The 16,774-nt window shown below is 71.0% G+C and carries 15 protein-coding genes; 3 read left to right on the top strand and 12 right to left on the bottom strand.

Annotated features, from left to right (window positions below; genetic code table 11):
- Positions 1–119 precede the first annotated feature (119 nt).
- Positions 120–803, bottom strand: coding sequence for a hypothetical protein (locus AC0VX6_RS27560; protein ID WP_274975379.1), 684 nt, complete (start codon positions 801–803; stop codon positions 120–122).
- A gap of 213 nt (positions 804–1,016) precedes the next feature.
- Here AC0VX6_RS27560 and hisC point away from each other — a divergent pair, with 213 nt between their 5' ends.
- Positions 1,017–2,096 (top strand): histidinol-phosphate transaminase, encoded by a 1,080-nt coding sequence (hisC, locus tag AC0VX6_RS27555; protein WP_475466810.1) that lies wholly within the window; start codon positions 1,017–1,019, stop codon positions 2,094–2,096.
- Positions 2,097–2,145: 49 nt separating this feature from the next.
- Positions 2,146–3,132 carry a DNA-binding protein gene (locus AC0VX6_RS27550; protein ID WP_475466808.1) on the top strand — a complete coding sequence of 329 codons (987 nt, stop codon included), beginning with the start codon at positions 2,146–2,148 and terminating at the stop codon, positions 3,130–3,132.
- A 212-nt stretch (positions 3,133–3,344) separates the two neighbouring features.
- Here AC0VX6_RS27550 and AC0VX6_RS27545 read toward each other — a convergent pair whose 3' ends face one another.
- The 10 genes from AC0VX6_RS27545 to fbaA all read right to left on the bottom strand — a co-directional run bounded on the left by AC0VX6_RS27545 (position 3,345) and on the right by fbaA (position 15,334).
- The gene (locus AC0VX6_RS27545; RefSeq protein WP_274975376.1) at positions 3,345–3,935 is read right to left on the bottom strand and encodes a hypothetical protein; all 591 of its coding nucleotides are present in this window, start codon (positions 3,933–3,935) and stop codon (positions 3,345–3,347) included.
- 528 nt (positions 3,936–4,463) lie between these two features.
- On the bottom strand, positions 4,464–5,093 hold the full coding sequence (locus AC0VX6_RS27540; protein WP_274975375.1) for a hypothetical protein: 630 nt from the start codon (positions 5,091–5,093) through the stop codon (positions 4,464–4,466).
- On the bottom strand, positions 5,090–6,499 hold the full coding sequence (locus AC0VX6_RS27535) for an AAA family ATPase (RefSeq protein WP_475466807.1): 1,410 nt from the start codon (positions 6,497–6,499) through the stop codon (positions 5,090–5,092). Before AC0VX6_RS27535 ends, AC0VX6_RS27540 begins: the two co-directional genes overlap by 4 nt.
- A 102-nt stretch (positions 6,500–6,601) precedes the next feature.
- Positions 6,602–7,867: a transcriptional regulator gene (locus AC0VX6_RS27530; RefSeq protein WP_274975373.1), complete on the bottom strand. Its 1,266-nt coding sequence runs from the start codon at positions 7,865–7,867 to the stop codon at positions 6,602–6,604.
- A 251-nt stretch (positions 7,868–8,118) separates the two neighbouring features.
- Entirely contained in the window at positions 8,119–9,414 is a 1,296-nt protein-coding gene (gene murA / locus AC0VX6_RS27525) for a UDP-N-acetylglucosamine 1-carboxyvinyltransferase (RefSeq protein WP_274978280.1), read from the bottom strand.
- A 376-nt stretch (positions 9,415–9,790) separates the two neighbouring features.
- Entirely contained in the window at positions 9,791–10,696 is a 906-nt protein-coding gene (locus tag AC0VX6_RS27520) for a phosphoribosylaminoimidazolesuccinocarboxamide synthase (protein WP_475466805.1), read from the bottom strand.
- Positions 10,697–10,872: 176 nt separating this feature from the next.
- Positions 10,873–12,123, bottom strand: coding sequence for a phosphoribosylamine--glycine ligase (purD, locus tag AC0VX6_RS27515; protein ID WP_274975371.1), 1,251 nt, complete (start codon positions 12,121–12,123; stop codon positions 10,873–10,875).
- Between the two features lie 41 nt (positions 12,124–12,164).
- On the bottom strand, positions 12,165–13,448 hold the full coding sequence (locus AC0VX6_RS27510) for an adenylosuccinate synthase (RefSeq protein WP_013155628.1): 1,284 nt from the start codon (positions 13,446–13,448) through the stop codon (positions 12,165–12,167).
- A 249-nt stretch (positions 13,449–13,697) separates the two neighbouring features.
- The gene (locus AC0VX6_RS27505; RefSeq protein WP_274975370.1) at positions 13,698–14,114 is read right to left on the bottom strand and encodes a DUF3151 domain-containing protein; all 417 of its coding nucleotides are present in this window, start codon (positions 14,112–14,114) and stop codon (positions 13,698–13,700) included.
- 197 nt (positions 14,115–14,311) lie between these two features.
- Positions 14,312–15,334, bottom strand: a complete 1,023-nt coding sequence (fbaA, locus tag AC0VX6_RS27500; protein ID WP_274975369.1) for a class II fructose-bisphosphate aldolase — start codon at positions 15,332–15,334, stop codon at positions 14,312–14,314.
- 407 nt (positions 15,335–15,741) lie between these two features.
- On the opposite strand from fbaA, the gene AC0VX6_RS27495 reads away from it, so the two are divergent.
- The gene (locus AC0VX6_RS27495; protein ID WP_274978279.1) at positions 15,742–16,128 is read left to right on the top strand and encodes a RodZ domain-containing protein; all 387 of its coding nucleotides are present in this window, start codon (positions 15,742–15,744) and stop codon (positions 16,126–16,128) included.
- Positions 16,129–16,215: 87 nt separating this feature from the next.
- On the opposite strand, the gene pyrE is transcribed toward AC0VX6_RS27495, so the two are convergent.
- Positions 16,216–16,749: an orotate phosphoribosyltransferase gene (gene pyrE / locus AC0VX6_RS27490; RefSeq protein ID WP_013155624.1), complete on the bottom strand. Its 534-nt coding sequence runs from the start codon at positions 16,747–16,749 to the stop codon at positions 16,216–16,218.
- Positions 16,750–16,774 lie beyond the last annotated feature (25 nt).

Raw genomic sequence — 16,774 nt, 5'->3', positions numbered from 1 at the left:
CCGGTCTCCGGGGCCCGTCGGCGGTGCCGCCGCGCACCCGGTCCGGACGTGACCCCGGCCCCGGCCCTTGGCCCGGCCCCTGGTCCGGCCCGGCCCCGGCCCGGGAACTGCTCCGGTGGTCAGCGGTCGGCTTCCGGCCCGAGCATCTGCCGCTGCCGCTCCACGGCGGCCTCGCTGAACTCCACGAGCATCGTCTCGTAGTCCTCCGGCTCACCGTCTCCGAGGACGGACGTGCTGCCGACGAGGTCGCCGTTGCGGTACATGAGGCTGACCATGCGGCTCCTGTCGTCCCCGGACTCCACCTCGACGGCGAAGGCCCGCGACTCGTCACCGATCCGCGGCACGTCCTCCAGGCCTCTGACGCTGTACTCGGTCGAGGTTCCGTCCTCGTGGGCGGCGGTGTACTCGTCGCAGCTCCGCGGCGGCGTGCTGGACAGCGCCTCCGCGGCCGTGGCCTCGTCCAGACGCACCAGCATGTGCGTGACCGCGCCCTCGGGCCACTCGTAGGCAGCCACGGAGGCGGGGGAGTCGCGCACCCCGTCCAGGGCGGCCCACTGGTTGGCGGCGTCCAGGCACTCGGGCTTGTCGAGTTCGGCGGAGGCCCGCACCTGTTCGCTGTAGCGCACTGTGGCAAGCTCGGAGTAGGTGCCGCGCTCGCTGCTCTCGGCCACGAAGGTGGCGTCGCGGACGTGCAGGGGCTGTGCCTCGTGCAGTGCCTCCGCGGCCTCGGCGCCGGGGTCGGCGGCCTGCTCGGCGGCGCCGCCGCCGCACGCGCTCAGCAGGACCGCGACGGGCACGGCCACAGGAAGGGCCCATGACCGGACGAGTCCTCGCCTCTCGCGCGGCCCGGGGAGCTGACCAGCGTCGTTCCGTGCCGAGTTCGTGGGGCAAGGACGCAAGTGCATGGTGATATCTCCTCGTTTGTGCGATATTTCCGCTGGGAGCGGTGACCGACCCGGACGCGATGTCGCTGAGCGTGTCGCGGGGTTAGCACAAAGTATTGAGGAAGGACAACGGTGTCGGAGTCGAAATCGCCATATCTGCGGTCGGTGCTGGAGAGCATCCCGCCCTACAAGCCGGGCAAGAAGGTCGTCGGTCCCGACGGGCGTTCGGTCAAGCTGTCCTCCAACGAGAGCCCCTACGGGCCGCTCCCGTCGGTGCGTGAGGCCATCTCCGCGGCCGCGGCCGAACTCAACCGCTACCCGGACCCGGGCGCCGCCGAGCTCACCTCCGCACTCGCCCGCCGCCTCGGCGTTCCCGAGGAGCACCTGGCCCTGGGGGCCGGTTCGGTGGGCCTGCTCCAGCAGCTGCTCGAAGCCGTCGGCGAGCCCGGCGCCGAGGTCGTCTACGCCTGGCGCTCCTTCGAGGCCTACCCGCTGCTCGCCGAGCTGGCGGGGGTCACCTCGGTGCGGGTCCCGCTCCGGGACGAGGCGCACGACCTCGACACGATCGCCGACGCGGTCACCGAGAACACCCGCATGGTGCTCGTGTGCAACCCCAACAACCCCACCGGCACCACCGTGCGCGAGGAGGAACTGGTCGCCTTCCTGGACCGGATCCCCGAGAGCGTCCTGGTGGTCCTGGACGAGGCCTACCGCGAGTACGTGCGCGACCCGCGGGTGCCCGACGGCGTCTCCCTGTACCGCGACCGGCCCAACGTCGCCGTGCTGCGCACCTTCTCCAAGGCCTACGGGCTCGCCGCCGTGCGCCTGGGCTTCCTCGTGGGTCACCCCCCGGTGACCGCGGCGGTCCGCAAGACCCTCGTCCCGTTCGCGGTGAACCACCTCGCCCAGGCCGCCGGGATCGCCTCCCTGGCCGCCGAGGGGGAGCTGCTGGAGCGCGTGGCGGCCACCGTCGAGGAGCGCGGGCGGGTGCGCGACGCGCTCATCGCCTCCGGGTGGACGGTTCCGCCGACCGAGGCCAACTTCGTGTGGCTGCGGGTGGACGAGGACACGCTCGACTTCGCCGAGGCGTGCGCGCGGGAGGGCGTCTCCGTGCGCCCGTTCGCGGGGGAGGGCGCCCGGGTGAGCCTGGGCACCCCCGAGGAGAACGACGCGTTCCTGGCGGTGGCCACCTCCTACGGCAAGCGCCGTTAGCCCCGCCGTGCCGGTTCCCCGCGCCGTTCACAGGGCGGGGAACCGGCTGGTGAACCCTGTGGCTCCTGAGGCGTTCGGGCTTTCGGAGGCGCTGATACTCCGTGCGCCGCCGGAGCGGGTCGCCGAGGCCGTCCGCTCGGTCAGCGCGCGCGTCATCGCCCTGGACACCCGGGGCGGCGCCCGCGACACCGTGGACGCCGCGGCGCGCGCCGCCGCCCGTGCCCGGGGCGCGGTCCGCACGCGTTTTCCCGACTCTGCGGACGTGCTCGCCGCGACCGCCGAACTGCACCAGGTCACCGGCTGGGTGGCCTTCGACGCCGAACGCCAGCGCCTGTCCCGGCGGATGACCCTGGCGGCGCTGGACGCCGCGGGCGGGGCGGGCGACCGCTCCATGGAGTACTTCGCGCTCAGCCAGCTGGCGATGCAGGACGTCCACCTGTGGCGGCCGACCGAGGCCCGGCGGGTGTGCGAGGCGGCGTTGGCGGCGGGACCGGCGGGAAGCGTGCGCACCCTGTTCACCCTGAGACTGGCGCGTGCCGCGGCCCAGGAGGGCGAGCGAACCCGGGCGCGGAAGCTGATCGGGGAGACCCTCAGCCGCTACCTGGAGGGGCCGCGCCGGGGCGATCCGGCGTGGACGTGGTGGCTGACCGAGGCGGAGATCGCCTGGCACCGGGGCATGGTCGGCGCCGACGCCGGGGCGTGGGGTGCGGCCGTCGAGGCCTTCGACCGGGTGGCGGAGCTGATCGGGGCGGGCGGACGGGCCGCGGGGACGGGCGGGAGCGGACGGTTCCCGTTCCACGCCGCGGTGAGCCGGCTGTGGGCGCTGGCCCGAGCCCGGTCGTGGGAGGAGGCGGAGACCGTGCTGGTGCGCGACGTGCTGCCCGGTCTGGGGAGCGTGGCGTCGGTGCGCTGTGAGCGGCGGCTCGCCGAGGCCGTCCGGCTGCTCGACACGGCGCGGGACCGCCCATCCCTGCGGGACACCGCGCGGTGGTGCGCGGAACGGTCCGGCGCGGGGACCCCGGAGGCCCCGTTGTAGGCCCTCGGGGCCGTGCGTCCGTGCTTCTGTGTCTGCGCACGGCCGAAGGTTGTCCACAGGCTGTGGACGAGGCCGCGCACCTTCCCGGCAGAGGCCCAGGGGGCAGGCGGCGGCTTCCTCCAGGCGCTCGGCCCGCGGGCGGCCCGGGAGCCGCGCGGCGTCCGGCCGGAGGGCGCCGGTGACCCGTGGGGCCGACCGCGGCGGGCCGGGGTTCACCAGTCGGCGGCGGCCACGACCCGGGCGGCGACCTCCTCGACGGTGCGGCCGTCCGTGGCCACGCGCACGGTTCCCGCCGGCGCCTCGGCGTCCAGGCGGGCTGCCGCCCTCAGGCTGCGTTCGACGTGGGGGAGCAGCTGTGAGCCGGTCTCGCGCACCGCCAGGCGTGCGCGCACGGTGGCCTCGCCCGCGGTGAGCAGGATCCGGGTCACCCCGATGTCCCCGCCGCCCATGGCGCGGCGGAGCATGTCCTCCTCCAGCACGCTGACGGTGTTGGTGTAGACGAGGCGGCGGTGGCCGAGCGCCGCGTAGTTGGCCCAGACCGCCGCGACGTTGCGTTCGGTGATCCCGCCCCGGTGGGGGTCGCCGGGCGGGGCCGGGTGCACCTGGTCCATGTAGTCGCCCTCCAGGACGCAGTGGGCGATTCCGTGCCGCTGGAGGATGACGGAGACCTCCCAGCCGACCGTGGTCTTGCCGGTGCCCGAGCCGCCGCCGATGAGGAGGAGGCGTCGGCGCCCGGTTCCGGTGCCGCCGCTTCCGTTGCCCGGAGCGCTGCCGCCGCCGTCGTGGTCCTCGTGGTCGTTCATGCGCGCAAGCCTGACAGGCGGGCGGTCGCGGGTCACCTGAATTGTCCACAGCCTGTGGACGGTGGCTGGTGGGGACGGGCGGGGCGGGGTTAGCCTCGATCCGGGGGCGCTGCGGTCCGCCGTGGCCGCCGTGCGGCGCCCCCGTGTTCCAGGGTCCCAACGAGCCCGTCCGGCGGGCAACCGGCTTCCACAGCCTGTGGACGGCCGTGCGCCACCTCCCGGCCGTCTCCACCGCCCGCCCTGCTCACGCCGAACCGGCCGCCCCCGCGCACGCCGAACCGCCGCCCCGAGCACGCTCACACACCGCTCACACGGCTCCACAGCCGTGCACACGGACGGGGCGCCCCCCGGTCGGGGTCGCCCCCGTACGACGCTTTCACGCGTCTCACAGGCGTTCTGAGGGCGAGCTTCGCCGGTCCCGGTGCCTTCATCCACTCGCGCGGCTGACAGCCACGTACACGCGCGGGGAAGCAACAGGGCTGTCGACAACCTGGGGAAGGTGCTGACGGCACCGAGGGATCGATGGTCTCAGCATCCGAGGGACTGAAGACCAGCTTCCACATCCCGGACGAACGCTCGCCAGGATGGAAGCGTCGTGATGGGACCATCCGAGTCCAGACGCTGGAGGAGTTGCCGCCGGTTCTCCGAGAACCGGCGGTTGAACCGTTCGAGTTTTCTTCCCGTCAGCTCCGAGGCCGTGGCCAGCGCCCGCTTCAGTTCGGCCTTCGGATCGTTGACCGACTCCATCCGCTTCAAGGGCGGCAACCCGAGCCTGCAACGTCCGTTGGGGTTCCCGGCAACCCTGCGGATCGCGCTTTCGTCCACCAGAAGCCACGCCTCCGTCATGCGCACCGGGATGATGGGTACGTGGACGACCTGCGGCATGTGCTCACGCACCGCGGTCTCGATTTCGCTCATACGGGCCTGACGGCCCGTACCGTCCGCGTCGCGATGAACAGCGACGAGTTCGTACTCGCCACCGAGAGCCCTGACCGCACCGAGCTTGTCCGGTAGCGCATGACCCACATCTCCCAGCCGGTCCAGCTCCGGATTGGTGATGCTCACCTCTACACCGCGATCGGCAGCAATGGTCTCGATGTGATCAGCTATGCCGTCATCGCTGGACCCCTCGCCCAGGAAGAGGATACGGATGGTCACATCCCCTCCAGAGTCAACTGGGCACCGGGCGGGGCAGTGAGGTAGGGGAGGATATCCGGTCGTGTGACGGACACGTTGCCCGGAGTCCTGGCTCGCCAGCTTCCCGTGATGGGACGCAGTCTGAGGGCGTGGGTCATCTGCCCGTCGGCGCGCTTGCGCCGGACGCTGTCGGCGAAGAGGAGGTCGGCGGGGTCGACGACTTGGACGACTCCGGGCGAGTGCGTGTTGACGAGCACCTGTCTGAAGGGGTTGTCCTCGCCCGGTTCCTGGAAGGGGTCGACAGCGAGATCCCTGACGAGGTCAACCATCGCGGGCAGATTGCCGGGATGGATACCGTTCTCCGGTTCCTCCATGCACAGCAGCCCTTGTACGGAGGGGTCCTCCAGGAGGACACACAGCGCCAGAAACCGCAGGGTTCCCTCGGAGAGGCTGCGTGCGGGGATTCGCAGACCGTTGGCCTCCTGCAACTCGACGGCCAGGAGCTGACGCACCTCGTCCTCGACAACGCGCAGCTCGTCCACGGAGACCCCTACGAGGTCGGCCAACCTGCCGGACACCCGTGCGAAAACGCGGTCGGCATCGCCGTGCGACTCCTGCTGCGAGATGCGAAAGAGCGTTCCCGGCAGGTGGAGCCCGTTCGCCCCCATCGTCTGTGGGTCCGTGTACCTGTCCGCGGTACGCAAGGCGGTCGGTTCCAACGCCAGGCGCTTCCAGGACTGCATCTCCCTGCGCGCCGCGAGGATCGTGGGATCGTCGCTACTCGTCACCGTGCTCACCACTGTCGCCGGTGCCCTGGACGCCGCAGCGGGCTTGGGCTGACCTCGGCTCCCGCCATCCTGATGAATACTGATGATGGGCTGGTCGTCCTGGTATGTCGTGGAGATGAAGGCTTGGCCGCTGCGCTTGTTCTTGAGGACGGAGTCCCGAAAGTCCTTTTTGCTGTGGGGGAAACGCAGGCGACGGGGCGCCTCGGTGAGGTTGATGTGCTTCAACCGCTCTCCGAGGAGGGTCAGACGCCCGACCTTGTCGGCCCCGGACGGAGGCAGGAACCCCAGTTCCAGTTCGTAGCGCAGGTAGGTGCTCGTCGCGCTGGCCTCACGGCCGAAGTCGTCTTCGACGCGCTCGGGGACGAGCATCTCCGCTGCGAAGTGCATGCGCCGGTCATGGGAGCCGAAACCGTTCCAGAACAGCTCACGGGGGTCGCCCGAGCGTTCACGGTCAGTGCCCCGCACTTCGGACGCGGCCTCGATCAGCGAACGGCTGGACAGCAGACTGAGGAACTGGATCGCGTCGAACACGTTCGACTTGCCCGTGCCGTTCTCGCCGGCGATACACGTGAACGGGCCGAAGTCCACCTCGAGGTTCAGCAGGTTCTTGAACCCGTCGACCTCCAGCCGTGTGAGCACCGCACTCCCCGTTCGATGACCCTGCGGCCCGCGTTCGACGGGCCGGACGTACGGGGACCGGGGGAGGGCGAGAAGCCCAACCCCGGTCCACGGACATCGCGGCTACTTACCCGCGGCGTCCTTGTCGAGCTTCTCCACGATCAGCCGGTACAGCTGGCGGGGGCGGCCCGGCTGAAGGGTCCGGTTGGGCGGCAGCGGCCACGCCAGCCCCTCCTCCACCAGGGTCCGCAGCAGCCGGCGCGCGGTCCGGGAGGTGACACCGAGCATCCGCCCGGCGTTCTCCGCGTCGACCACCAGCGGCCCGTCCTCCTCGGCGATCTTCTCCGAAAGCCGAATCAGCGTCTCGCGTCCCTTGGTCCGCAGCGGTTCGGAGGACTGCCGTGCGGGCGCGCGCTGGGCGGGCACCAGGGAACGGCCCTCGCGGTCCACCGCGAAGCTCTGCCGAGACGCCTGGGCGCGGTTCAGCGCGGCCCGGGCGTGGGCCTCGGCGTCCTGGGTGGTCCGCCCCATGCCGATGCCGACCTCGATCGCGATCCCCAGCTCCGCCTTGATCCGCTCCACGAACGGCGGCTGCCGGAAACCCTCGGTCGCGGTCACCAGCGACCCGCGAGTCGCCGTCACCATGAACGAATGGTCGTCCAGCCGGTGCGCCGTGGCGTTGATCCGGTGGGCCTCCTGGAGCAGCAGCCGGTGCAGGGACAGCCGCAGCTCCTCCCGCCAGTACCGGGGCGTCGAACGCCGCGTCGAGTCCCGCAGGGTGGGCACGTCCACCACCACCACGCCCAGCTGGGCCTCCTCCAGGCGGTGGTGCGCCCCCAGCAGACCCGCGGTCTGCAGGGCGCTGCGCACACCCGCGTTGGTGGGCCGCAGCCGGACCACCGGCACGCCGATGGCCTCCAGGCGCTCGGCGACCCCGCGCACGCAGGTGATGGCCATCCTGGTGGCCTTGCGGCGCCACAGCCCCTCGTGGAAGGACGTGAGCTGCGCGGTGTTGGTGAGCTCCTCGTGCACGTGGATCCCGTCCACGGGCAGGTCGACCTCGGAGTAGGCCTCCACCACGTCGGCGCGGCTGAGCACGTCCAGACTGGCTCTGGTCGGGTCGTAGCGCTCGTCCAGGGTCGCTCGGAGCAGGGCCTCGTGCAGGCTCGCCCCGCCGAGAGGCACGAAGGTGGCGGGCATCGTCAGCACACCGGCCTTGCGCGCGAACTCGTAGGGGACAGGGCTGGCGAACAGGTACGCGTCGATCGCCGAACCCAGCCTGACGACCTTGTCCGTCGCCTCTTGCTCATCTCGGTACGCGGCGGCGATGAGTCTGGCGTTGAGGGGCCCCGTGGACCCCGGACCCATGAGCATGACCCGTTCGACCACCTCATGGGGTCCTATGACGCCGATCGTCAAATCGCCAGTACGCTGGGCACTCACCTCGGGTTGCTCCCCGCTACCATTCCACGCTCTTCACTATGTGCGCCCACTGGTTTCCCGACCCGATCTCTGTCACGGCATGATTGCCGAGATCGTACCCATTGTGCGGGGCCAAAGAAGATCGTTTTCCATATCAACGCCGAAAGCCCGGGTGGGAGGCGGGCTCCCACCCCGGCTTGAACTGCGCTTTCGGCTCCCTACGAGACGACGACGCGCTCCACGTCAGCGCCTAGCGCAGCGAGCCGGGTCGCGAACTGAGCGTGACCGCGGTCCACCAGATAGCCGGGCGCCACGATTGTCTCACCTTCGGCGACCAGTCCGGCGAGGACCAGGGCCGCGCCGGTGCGCAGGTCGTGGGCGATGACCTCGGTGCCGCGCAGGTTGGTGGTGCCGTGCACGATCGCGCGGGTGCCCTCGACCTCGATCTTGGCGCCCATCTTGGTGAGCTCGTCGGCCAGGGCGAACCGGCCGTCGTAGATGGCCTCGTGGATGTAGCTCTCACCCTCGGCCAGGGTGGCCAGGGCCATCAGCGGCGACTGGAGGTCGGTGGCGAAGCCCGGGAAGGGCGAGGTCACGGCGTTGATCGGCCGCAGCGGCACCGACGGATCCCGGTGGACGTGCAGGACGGCGCCCTCCTGGGAGAAGCCCACGCCCATCTGCTCCAGCTTCCAGCGGGCCACGCCCAGGTGGTCCAGCTGGGCGCCCACGAGGCTGACGTCACCGCCGGTGGCGGCGACGGTCATCGCGAACACGCCCGCGTCGATGCGGTCGGACATGATGGTGTGCTCGACCGCGGTGAGTTCCTTGACACCCTCGACGGTGATGAAGCCGGTGCCGCCGCCGCTGATCTTGGCGCCCATGGCGCTCAGGAAGTTGATGACGTCGATGACCTCGGGCTCCAGGGCCGCGTGCTCGATCACCGTGGTGCCGGGCGCCAGCACCGCGGCCATGATGAGGTTCTCGGTGCCCGTGTGGGACGGAGTGTCCAGGTACAGGCGGCCGCCGCGGAGGTTGCTGGCCTCGACGTTGATGTGGTTGCGCTCGGGGTCCTCGGTGACCTCGGCGCCCAGGCGCGCGAAGCCCCGGTAGTGGAAGTCCAGGTTCCGGCTGCCCAGGTTGCATCCGCCGACGCCCTCGATGCGGGCGCGGCCGGTGCGGTGCATCAGCGCCGGGACGAAGAGCACGGAGCCGCGGAAACGGGCCGCGATCTCGGCGGGCAGGACGGCCCGCTCGGGGTCGTTGAGCTTGGACGCGTCGATGACGACGGTGCGCTCGGCCTCGTGGAACTCGACCTTGGCACCCACGTGCTCGGCGAGTTCCAGAGCTCGGTAGACGTCCTCGATGACCGGGACGTTCCGCAGCACCGTACGGCCCCTGGCCGCGAGGAGGGCGGCCCCGATCATCGGCAGGACGGCGTTCTTCGCGCCTTGGATGAACGCCGTTCCACTGAGGGGGCGTCCGCCGCGGACGCGGTAACGAACCTCCTGGCCCATGCTCATGTGCTCCTTTGTGAGGCAGATGTGGAAAAAAGGTCACCCTCGTCGGGCTTCGCCTGTGTGCGTATGAGACGCGGGTTTCCCCTGGAACGTTGCGACATCATGCGTGTGACCTGCGCGGCCAGTGAACCGGTGTTCGCGAGAACTCTATAGCACCCGTTCGCATGTACCGGTCCAGGACGTGGTATACCCGCAGATCGGGGGATGGAGTCCCGCCAAACGGCCAAAGAGGTATTCCGCCAACGGGAAAGACCGGGGATGCCGTGCGTATGGTTGTCCGCCGGCCTCCGGTGACCCGCACAACGTCACCACCATACGTGCTCTTGGACGCGAATCGGCGGTCGCGTGCGTCGAATCACCCCCGCGCGGTGCCTCACAGAGCGGGCTTCGTCCCGGTCAGAAGCTCGTAGATCTCCACGTAACGGTCAAGAGTGCGCTGTACCACGTGTTTGGGCAGCTCCGGCGGCGGCGTCTCCGAGGCACGGTCCCACCCGGACTCCGGCGAGCGCAGCCAGTCCCGCAGGACCTGCTTGTCGAAGGAGGTCTGCGGCCCGCCCGGCGCCCACGTGTCGGCGGGCCAGTAGCGGGAGGAGTCGGGGGTGAACACCTCGTCGGCCAGCACCAGGTTCCCCGAAGCGTCGCGCCCGTACTCGAACTTGGTGTCGGCGAGGATGATGCCGCGCTCGCGCGCCAGCTCCCGGCCGCGTCCGTACACGCGCAGGGTGAGGTCGCGCAGCTCGGCGGCCAGTTCGTCCCCGTGCGCGGCGGCGACGGCCCCGAAGGAGACGTTCTCGTCGTGGTCGCCCACCTCGGCCTTGGTCGCCGGGGTGAAGATCGGCTCGGGCAGCTCGGAGCCGTCGACCAGACCGTCGGGCAGCGCGATCCCGCACACGGTGCCGTCCGCCCGGTACTCCTCCAGGCCGGAACCGGTCAGGTAGCCGCGCGCCACGCACTCCACCGGCACCATGTCCAGCCTGCGGCACACCAGGGTCCTGCCCGCCCAGTCGGCGGGGGCGCCCTCCGGGAGGACGTCGGACACGACGTGGTTGGGCACCAGGCCGCCCAACCGCTCGAACCACCACAGGGACAGCTGGGTGAGCAGCCGCCCCTTGCCGGGGATCTCGGTGGGCAGCACCCAGTCGTAGGCCGACACGCGGTCGCTGGCGACCATCACCAGCGACCCGTCGGCCGCGGCGTACAGCTCGCGCACCTTGCCGGTGTGCAGGTGGGTGAGCCCTTCGACCCGGACGGGCTCGGGCCTGACGACGAAACCGCTCATGGCTTCCCCTCTCCTACGCACCGGCCGCCGGGCGGCGCCGGGCGGGTTGTCCACAGGTTCGGGAAGGGGCTGTGGAACGTGCCCCGGTCCGTGATGGACTTGGAAAGGGGGCCTCGAACCCCCTCCCCATCGGGGTGCCCTGGGCACGCCCGCCCTCAGGCGTGCCCGCACCCCGCTTACAGCTCGGCCGCGGCGCGCTCGGCGATGTCGGTGCGGTGGAACGAGCCGCGCAGCTCGATGCGCGCCACGGCCTCGTAGGCCCGCTCGCGCGCCTGGCGCAGGTCGATCCCGGTGCCGACGACGTTGAGCACCCGGCCTCCGCTCGCCTTGACGCCGCCCGAGCCCTCCCAGTCGGTGCCCGCGTGCAGCACGTACGCGCCCTCCAGCGCGTTGGCCTGGTCCAGGCCGCCGATGACGTCGCCCTTGACCGGGTCGCCGGGGTAGTTCTCGGCGGCGACCACCACGGTGACCGCGGCGCCCGACTTCCACTGGAGGGAGCCGATGCTCCCCAGGCCTCCGGTGTCGGTGGCCTGGAGGACGGCGCCGATCGGGGTGGCCAGACGGTCCAGGACCACCTGGGTCTCCGGGTCGCCGAACCGGGCGTTGAACTCCACCACGCGCGGACCCCGCGACGTGAGCGCCAGACCCACGTACAGCAGGCCCTGGTAGCGCTTGCCGCGCCGGTTCATCTCCACCAGGGTCGGCCGCACGACCGACTCCATGACCTCGTCCACCAGACCGGCCGGAGCCCACGGCAGCGGCGCGTACGCGCCCATGCCGCCCGTGTTGGGGCCCTGGTCGCCGTCGTAGGCGCGCTTGAAGTCCTGCGCGGGCAGCAGCGGCAGGGCGTGCAGCCCGTCGCTCAGCACGAAGAGGGACACCTCGGGGCCGTCGAGGAACTCCTCGATGACCACGCGGCCGCACTCGCGGGCGTGCTGCTCGGCGAGGGCGCGGTCCTCGGTCACCACGACGCCCTTGCCCGCGGCCAGGCCGTCGTTCTTGACCACGTAGGGCGTGCCGAACTCGTCGAGCGCCTCGGACACCTGGCTGGCGGTCCTGCACACCCGCGCCTTGGCGGTGGGCACCCCGGCGGCCTCCATGACCTCCTTGGCGAAGGCCTTGGAGCCCTCCAGGCGGGCGGCCTCCTGGTCGGGGCCGAACACCGGGATGCCCCGGTCGCGCAGGGCGTCCGCCACACCGGAGACCAGCGGGGCCTCCGGTCCGATGACGACCAGCTCGGCGCGGATGCGCGCGGCCAGCTCGGTGACGGCCAGGCCGTCGGTCACGTTGAGCACGTGGTTCTCGGCCAGCTCCGAGATGCCGGGGTTGCCCGGGGCGCTGTGGATGCTGGTGACACCCGGGTCCAGGGACAGGGCGCGGACCAGAGCGTGCTCGCGGCCTCCGCCGCCGAGAACGAGGGCTTTCACTACTGGGGGCCTCTTCGTGTTGAAGGCGGACAGACGGGGGGTCAGACCAGGGAGCGGAGCTGGAGCGTCTCGTCGCGGCCGGGTCCGACGCCGATGGCGGAGATCGGGGCCCCCGCCATCTCCTCAAGGGTACGCACGTAGGCCTGCGCGTTCTTGGGGAGTTCGTCGAACGTCCGGACGCCGGTGATGTCCTCGGACCAGCCGTCGAGGTACTCGTAGACGGGCTTCGCGTGGTGGAAGTCGGTCTGGGTCATCGGGATCTCGTCGTGGCGGACGCCGTCGACCTCGTAGGCCACGCACACGGGGATGCGCTCCAGGCCGGTGAGCACGTCGAGCTTGGTGAGGAAGAAGTCGGTGACGCCGTTGATCCGCGTGGCGTAGCGCGCGATGGGCGCGTCGAACCAGCCGCAGCGGCGGTTGCGGCCGGTGGTGACGCCGTACTCGCCGCCCTGGGTGCGCAGCCACTCGCCCTGCTCGTCGAGCAGCTCGGTGGGGAAGGGGCCCGAGCCCACGCGGGTGGTGTAGGCCTTGAGGATGCCCACGACCTTGGTGATGCGGGTGGGGCCGATGCCGGACCCGGCCGCCGCGCCGCCCGAGGTGGGGGAGGAGGAGGTCACGAACGGGTAGGTGCCGTGGTCGATGTCCAGCAGGGTGCCCTGCGAACCCTCCAGGTACACCGTCTTGCCCTCGTCGAGCGCCTTGTTCAGGATCAGGGAGGTGTCGGCGACGTAGGGGCGCAGCTGCTCGGCGTAGCCCAGGTACTCCTCGATGATCGGCTCGGCCTCCAGGCCGCGCCGGTTGTACACCTTGGTGAGCAGCTGGTTCTTGTCGTGCAGGGCCAGCTCGATCTTCTTGCGCAGGATCTTGGGGTCGAACATGTCCTGGACGCGCACGCCCTGGCGGGAGACCTTGTCGGCGTAGGTCGGGCCGATGCCGCGCCCGGTGGTGCCGATCTTGCCCTTGCCGAGGAAGCGCTCGCTGACCTTGTCCAGCGCCCGGTGGTAGGGCATGATCAGGTGCGCGTTCGCCGAGATGAGCAGGCGGGACGTGTCCACGCCGCGCTCGTTGAGGCCGCGCAGCTCCTCCAGCAGCACGCCCGGGTCGATGACGACGCCGTTGGCGATGACCGGCACCACGTTCGGGGACAGGATGCCCGAGGGCAGCAGGTGCAGTGCGTACTTCTGGTCGCCGATGACCACGGTGTGCCCGGCGTTGTTCCCGCCCTGGTAGCGCACCACGTAGTCCACGCGGTCGCCGACAAGGTCGGTCGCCTTGCCCTTACCCTCGTCGCCCCACTGGGCACCCACGAGCGTGATCGCCGGCATTGGTCTCTACCTCTTCGCTCGACACCTGACCCGGGGCTTTCCGGCCCCGAACACGGAAAACCCCTGGCGCAAGGCTGCGACAGGGGCCGTTGCGTATTGAGGGTACACGACCAGGGCATCCGGGTTAAGTGGGGCACCGGGGCACGTGCGACACACGGGCCCCACCAGAACCGGGGACCGCGAGGCGTGGACGGGCCGTCCGGAACCCGTACCGATCCCGGACGACCCGACGACCGGCGGGCGGGCGCGTCAGCCGTTGAGCGCCTTGTCGGCCTCGGCGCTGGACTCGCGCAGGAAGGTGGCGCAGCGCTCGGCCTCGTCGTTGTCGCCGATCTCCGCCGAAGCCCTGCCCAGGGCGTGCAGCGCGCGCAGGAAGCCCCGGTTGGGCTCGTGCTCCCAGGGGATCGGGCCGTGGCCCTTCCATCCCGAACGGCGCAGCTGGTCCAGGCCGCGGTGGTAGCCGGTCCGGGCGTAGGCGTAGGCGGCCACCGGCTGGCCGTCGGCCAGGGCCAGCTCGGCCAGCCGCGCCCACGCGGCCGAGTACTCGGGGAAGCGCCCGGCGACCGGCGTGGGGTCGTCGGCGGAGGCGAGGGCCTCGCGGGCCTCGGGGTTGTCGGCCAGGCGCGTCTCGGGCGGCTCGTTGAGCAGGTTCTGGTGCAGGTTCATGGTTCCCATCCTGCCACCGGGCGGCCCGGTCCGCCGGAGGGCTCCGCGCCACTCGGCCAGGCGCTCCCCCTCCCGCCGGATCCGCGCACGGAAAGCGGGGAGGCGCTGAGCCGCCACGGTCCCAGGAAAACGCGGTGCCCGGCGGCCGAGGCCGCCGGGCACCGTTCGCGGACCGCCGAACCGGTGGCGGGCCGCGACTACTTCATCTTGTTGCCCGCGGACTTCAGGTGCTGGGCGGCCTCCACCACACGGGCGGCCATGCCGGCCTCGGCCGCCTTGCCGTAGGCGCGGGGGTCGTAGGCCTTCTTGTTGCCGATCTCGCCGTCGATCTTCAGCACGCCGTCGTAGTTCTTCATGATGTGGTCGACCACGGGGCGGGTGTAGGCGTACTGCGTGTCGGTGTCGACGTTCATCTTCACCACGCCGTACTCGATGGCCTCGTGGATCTCCTCCATGGTGGAGCCGGAGCCGCCGTGGAAGACGAAGTCGAACGCCTTGGCCCGGCCGTACTTCTCGGCGACGGCCTCCTGGGCCTTCTTGAGCACCTCCGGGCGCAGCTTGACGAAGCCCGGCTTGTAGGAGCCGTGCACGTTGCCGAAGGTCAGGGCCGTCAGGTAGTAGCCCTTCTCGCCCAGGCCCAGCACCTCGGCGGTGCGCAGCGCGTCGTTGGGCGTGGTGTAGAGCTTCTCGTTGATCTCGCCGACGATGCCGTCCTCCTCGCCGCCGACGACGCCCACCTCGATCTCCAGGATCGTCCGGGCGGCCTTGGAGGCGGCCAGCAGCTCCTCGGCGATCTGGAGGTTCTCCTCCAGCTCGACCGCCGAGCCGTCCCACATGTGGGACTGGAACAGCGGCTCCTGGCCCTTGGCCACGCGCTCCTTGGAGATCTCCAGCAGCGGGCGGACGAAGCCGTCGAGCTTGTTCTTGGGGCAGTGGTCGGTGTGGAGGGCGATGTTCACCGAGTACTTCTCGGCCACGACGCGGGCGAACTCGGCGAAGGCGACCGAGCCGGTGACCATGTCCTTGACCGTGGCGCCGGACAGGAACTCCGCGCCGCCGGTGGAAACCTGGACGATGCCGTCGCTTTCGGCCTCGGCGAAGCCGCGCAGGGCGGCGTGCAGCGTCTGGCTGGAGGTCACGTTGATGGCCGGGTAGGCGAAGCCCTCGGACTTCGCGCGGCTCAGCATCTCGGTGTAGACCTCGGGGCTGGCGATGGGCATGCTTGACTCTCCCTGGATTCGGCCTGGAGCGAGCGGCCGCCGGTATCACGCCGACGGCACCCCACGTGCGTTGCCCCGGTGGAGACGGACGTCGGGGGGAGGCGGCCCTCGGGCCGTGCGTCCGGGTGTGTCCACCAGGTGTCACCCAAGTATCCCGAATACCCGGAGCCGTTGAAAAGGTCTAGACCAAATTGCCCGGGGTTGTCGGTGTAGGCGCAGCTGGCGGGGGTCGGCGCCCGGGCTCCGCGCGCCCGGTTCGACGGAGAGTGACCCCTTCATCCCCGTTGTGACGGAATTGCGGGAGGCGTGGGGCTTCCAGGCGACTGCTGTCGCTTTTTGCCGTGATACGCGCTACATTCAACGCCGTGGGAAGGCATAGGAATGATCCTCGCGGCGTTGGCCAGGTGATGGCCATCGTCGGGGCCGTCGTGCTCCTGGTGACGCTCCTGGCCCTGGGCGGTTTCTTCCTCTACCGCTCCCTCCCCGGCACCAGCGTGAGCGCCAACGCCTCGGAGACGGCGGCCGAGAGCGCGGAGCCGAGCAGCATGGGCGTCCTGTACGTCCGCGTCGTCGGCGAGTCCAGCGACGTCTTCGTCCGCATCCCCGGCGGCGACGTGCTGATGGACCAGAACATGAGCCAGGGCCAGTCGGTCAACTACGCGACCGCCGACGAGGGTCTGGAGGTCACCATCGGCGACCCCGCCGCCGTCGAGGTCTTCGTCGACGGCGACGAGCGCGACATCTCCGACCGCGAACCCGGCTTCAGCTTCACGATCGACCCGCAGGACGGCTGAGGCCGCCCGGGGCGCGGACCCCTCGGCGGCACCCGTCCCACGGAGAAGGGCCGCCGGAACGCCCCGTGGCGCCCCGCGGCCCGCGCGCTAGACGTCCAGGTCGGAGACCCCGTACACCGCCCGGTACTCCAGGCCCTCCTCGGTGACCCGCTCGCGCGCGCCCCGGTCCAGGATCAGTGCGACCGCCACCACCTCGGCGCCCGCCTCGCGCAGCGCCTCCACGGCCGTCAGCACCGAGCCGCCGGTGGTGGAGGTGTCCTCCAGGGCGAGCACGCGCCGCCCGCGCACGTCGGCCCCCTCGATCCGCTTCTGGAGGCCGTGCGCCTTGCCCGCCTTGCGCACCACGAAGGCGTCCAGCGTGCGCCCGCGCGCGTGCGCGGCGTGCAGCATGGCGGTGGCCACCGGGTCCGCGCCCAGCGTCAGGCCGCCGACCGCGTCGAACTCCAGGTCCGCGACGTTGTCCAACATGACCGAGCCGACCAGCGGCGCGGCCTTCCCGTCCAGGGTGACCCGGCGCAGGTCGACGTAGTAGTCGGCCTCCATGCCCGAGGACAGGGTCACCTTGCCGCGCACGACCGCCTTATCGTTGATCTGACGCAGGAGTTCATCACGTTCGCTCATGATCAGTGAGCCTAGAACACCGGAC

The organism is Nocardiopsis sp. iso_25 (assembly GCF_056173305.1).
This window is presented reverse-complemented; position numbering and strand designations above follow the sequence as displayed.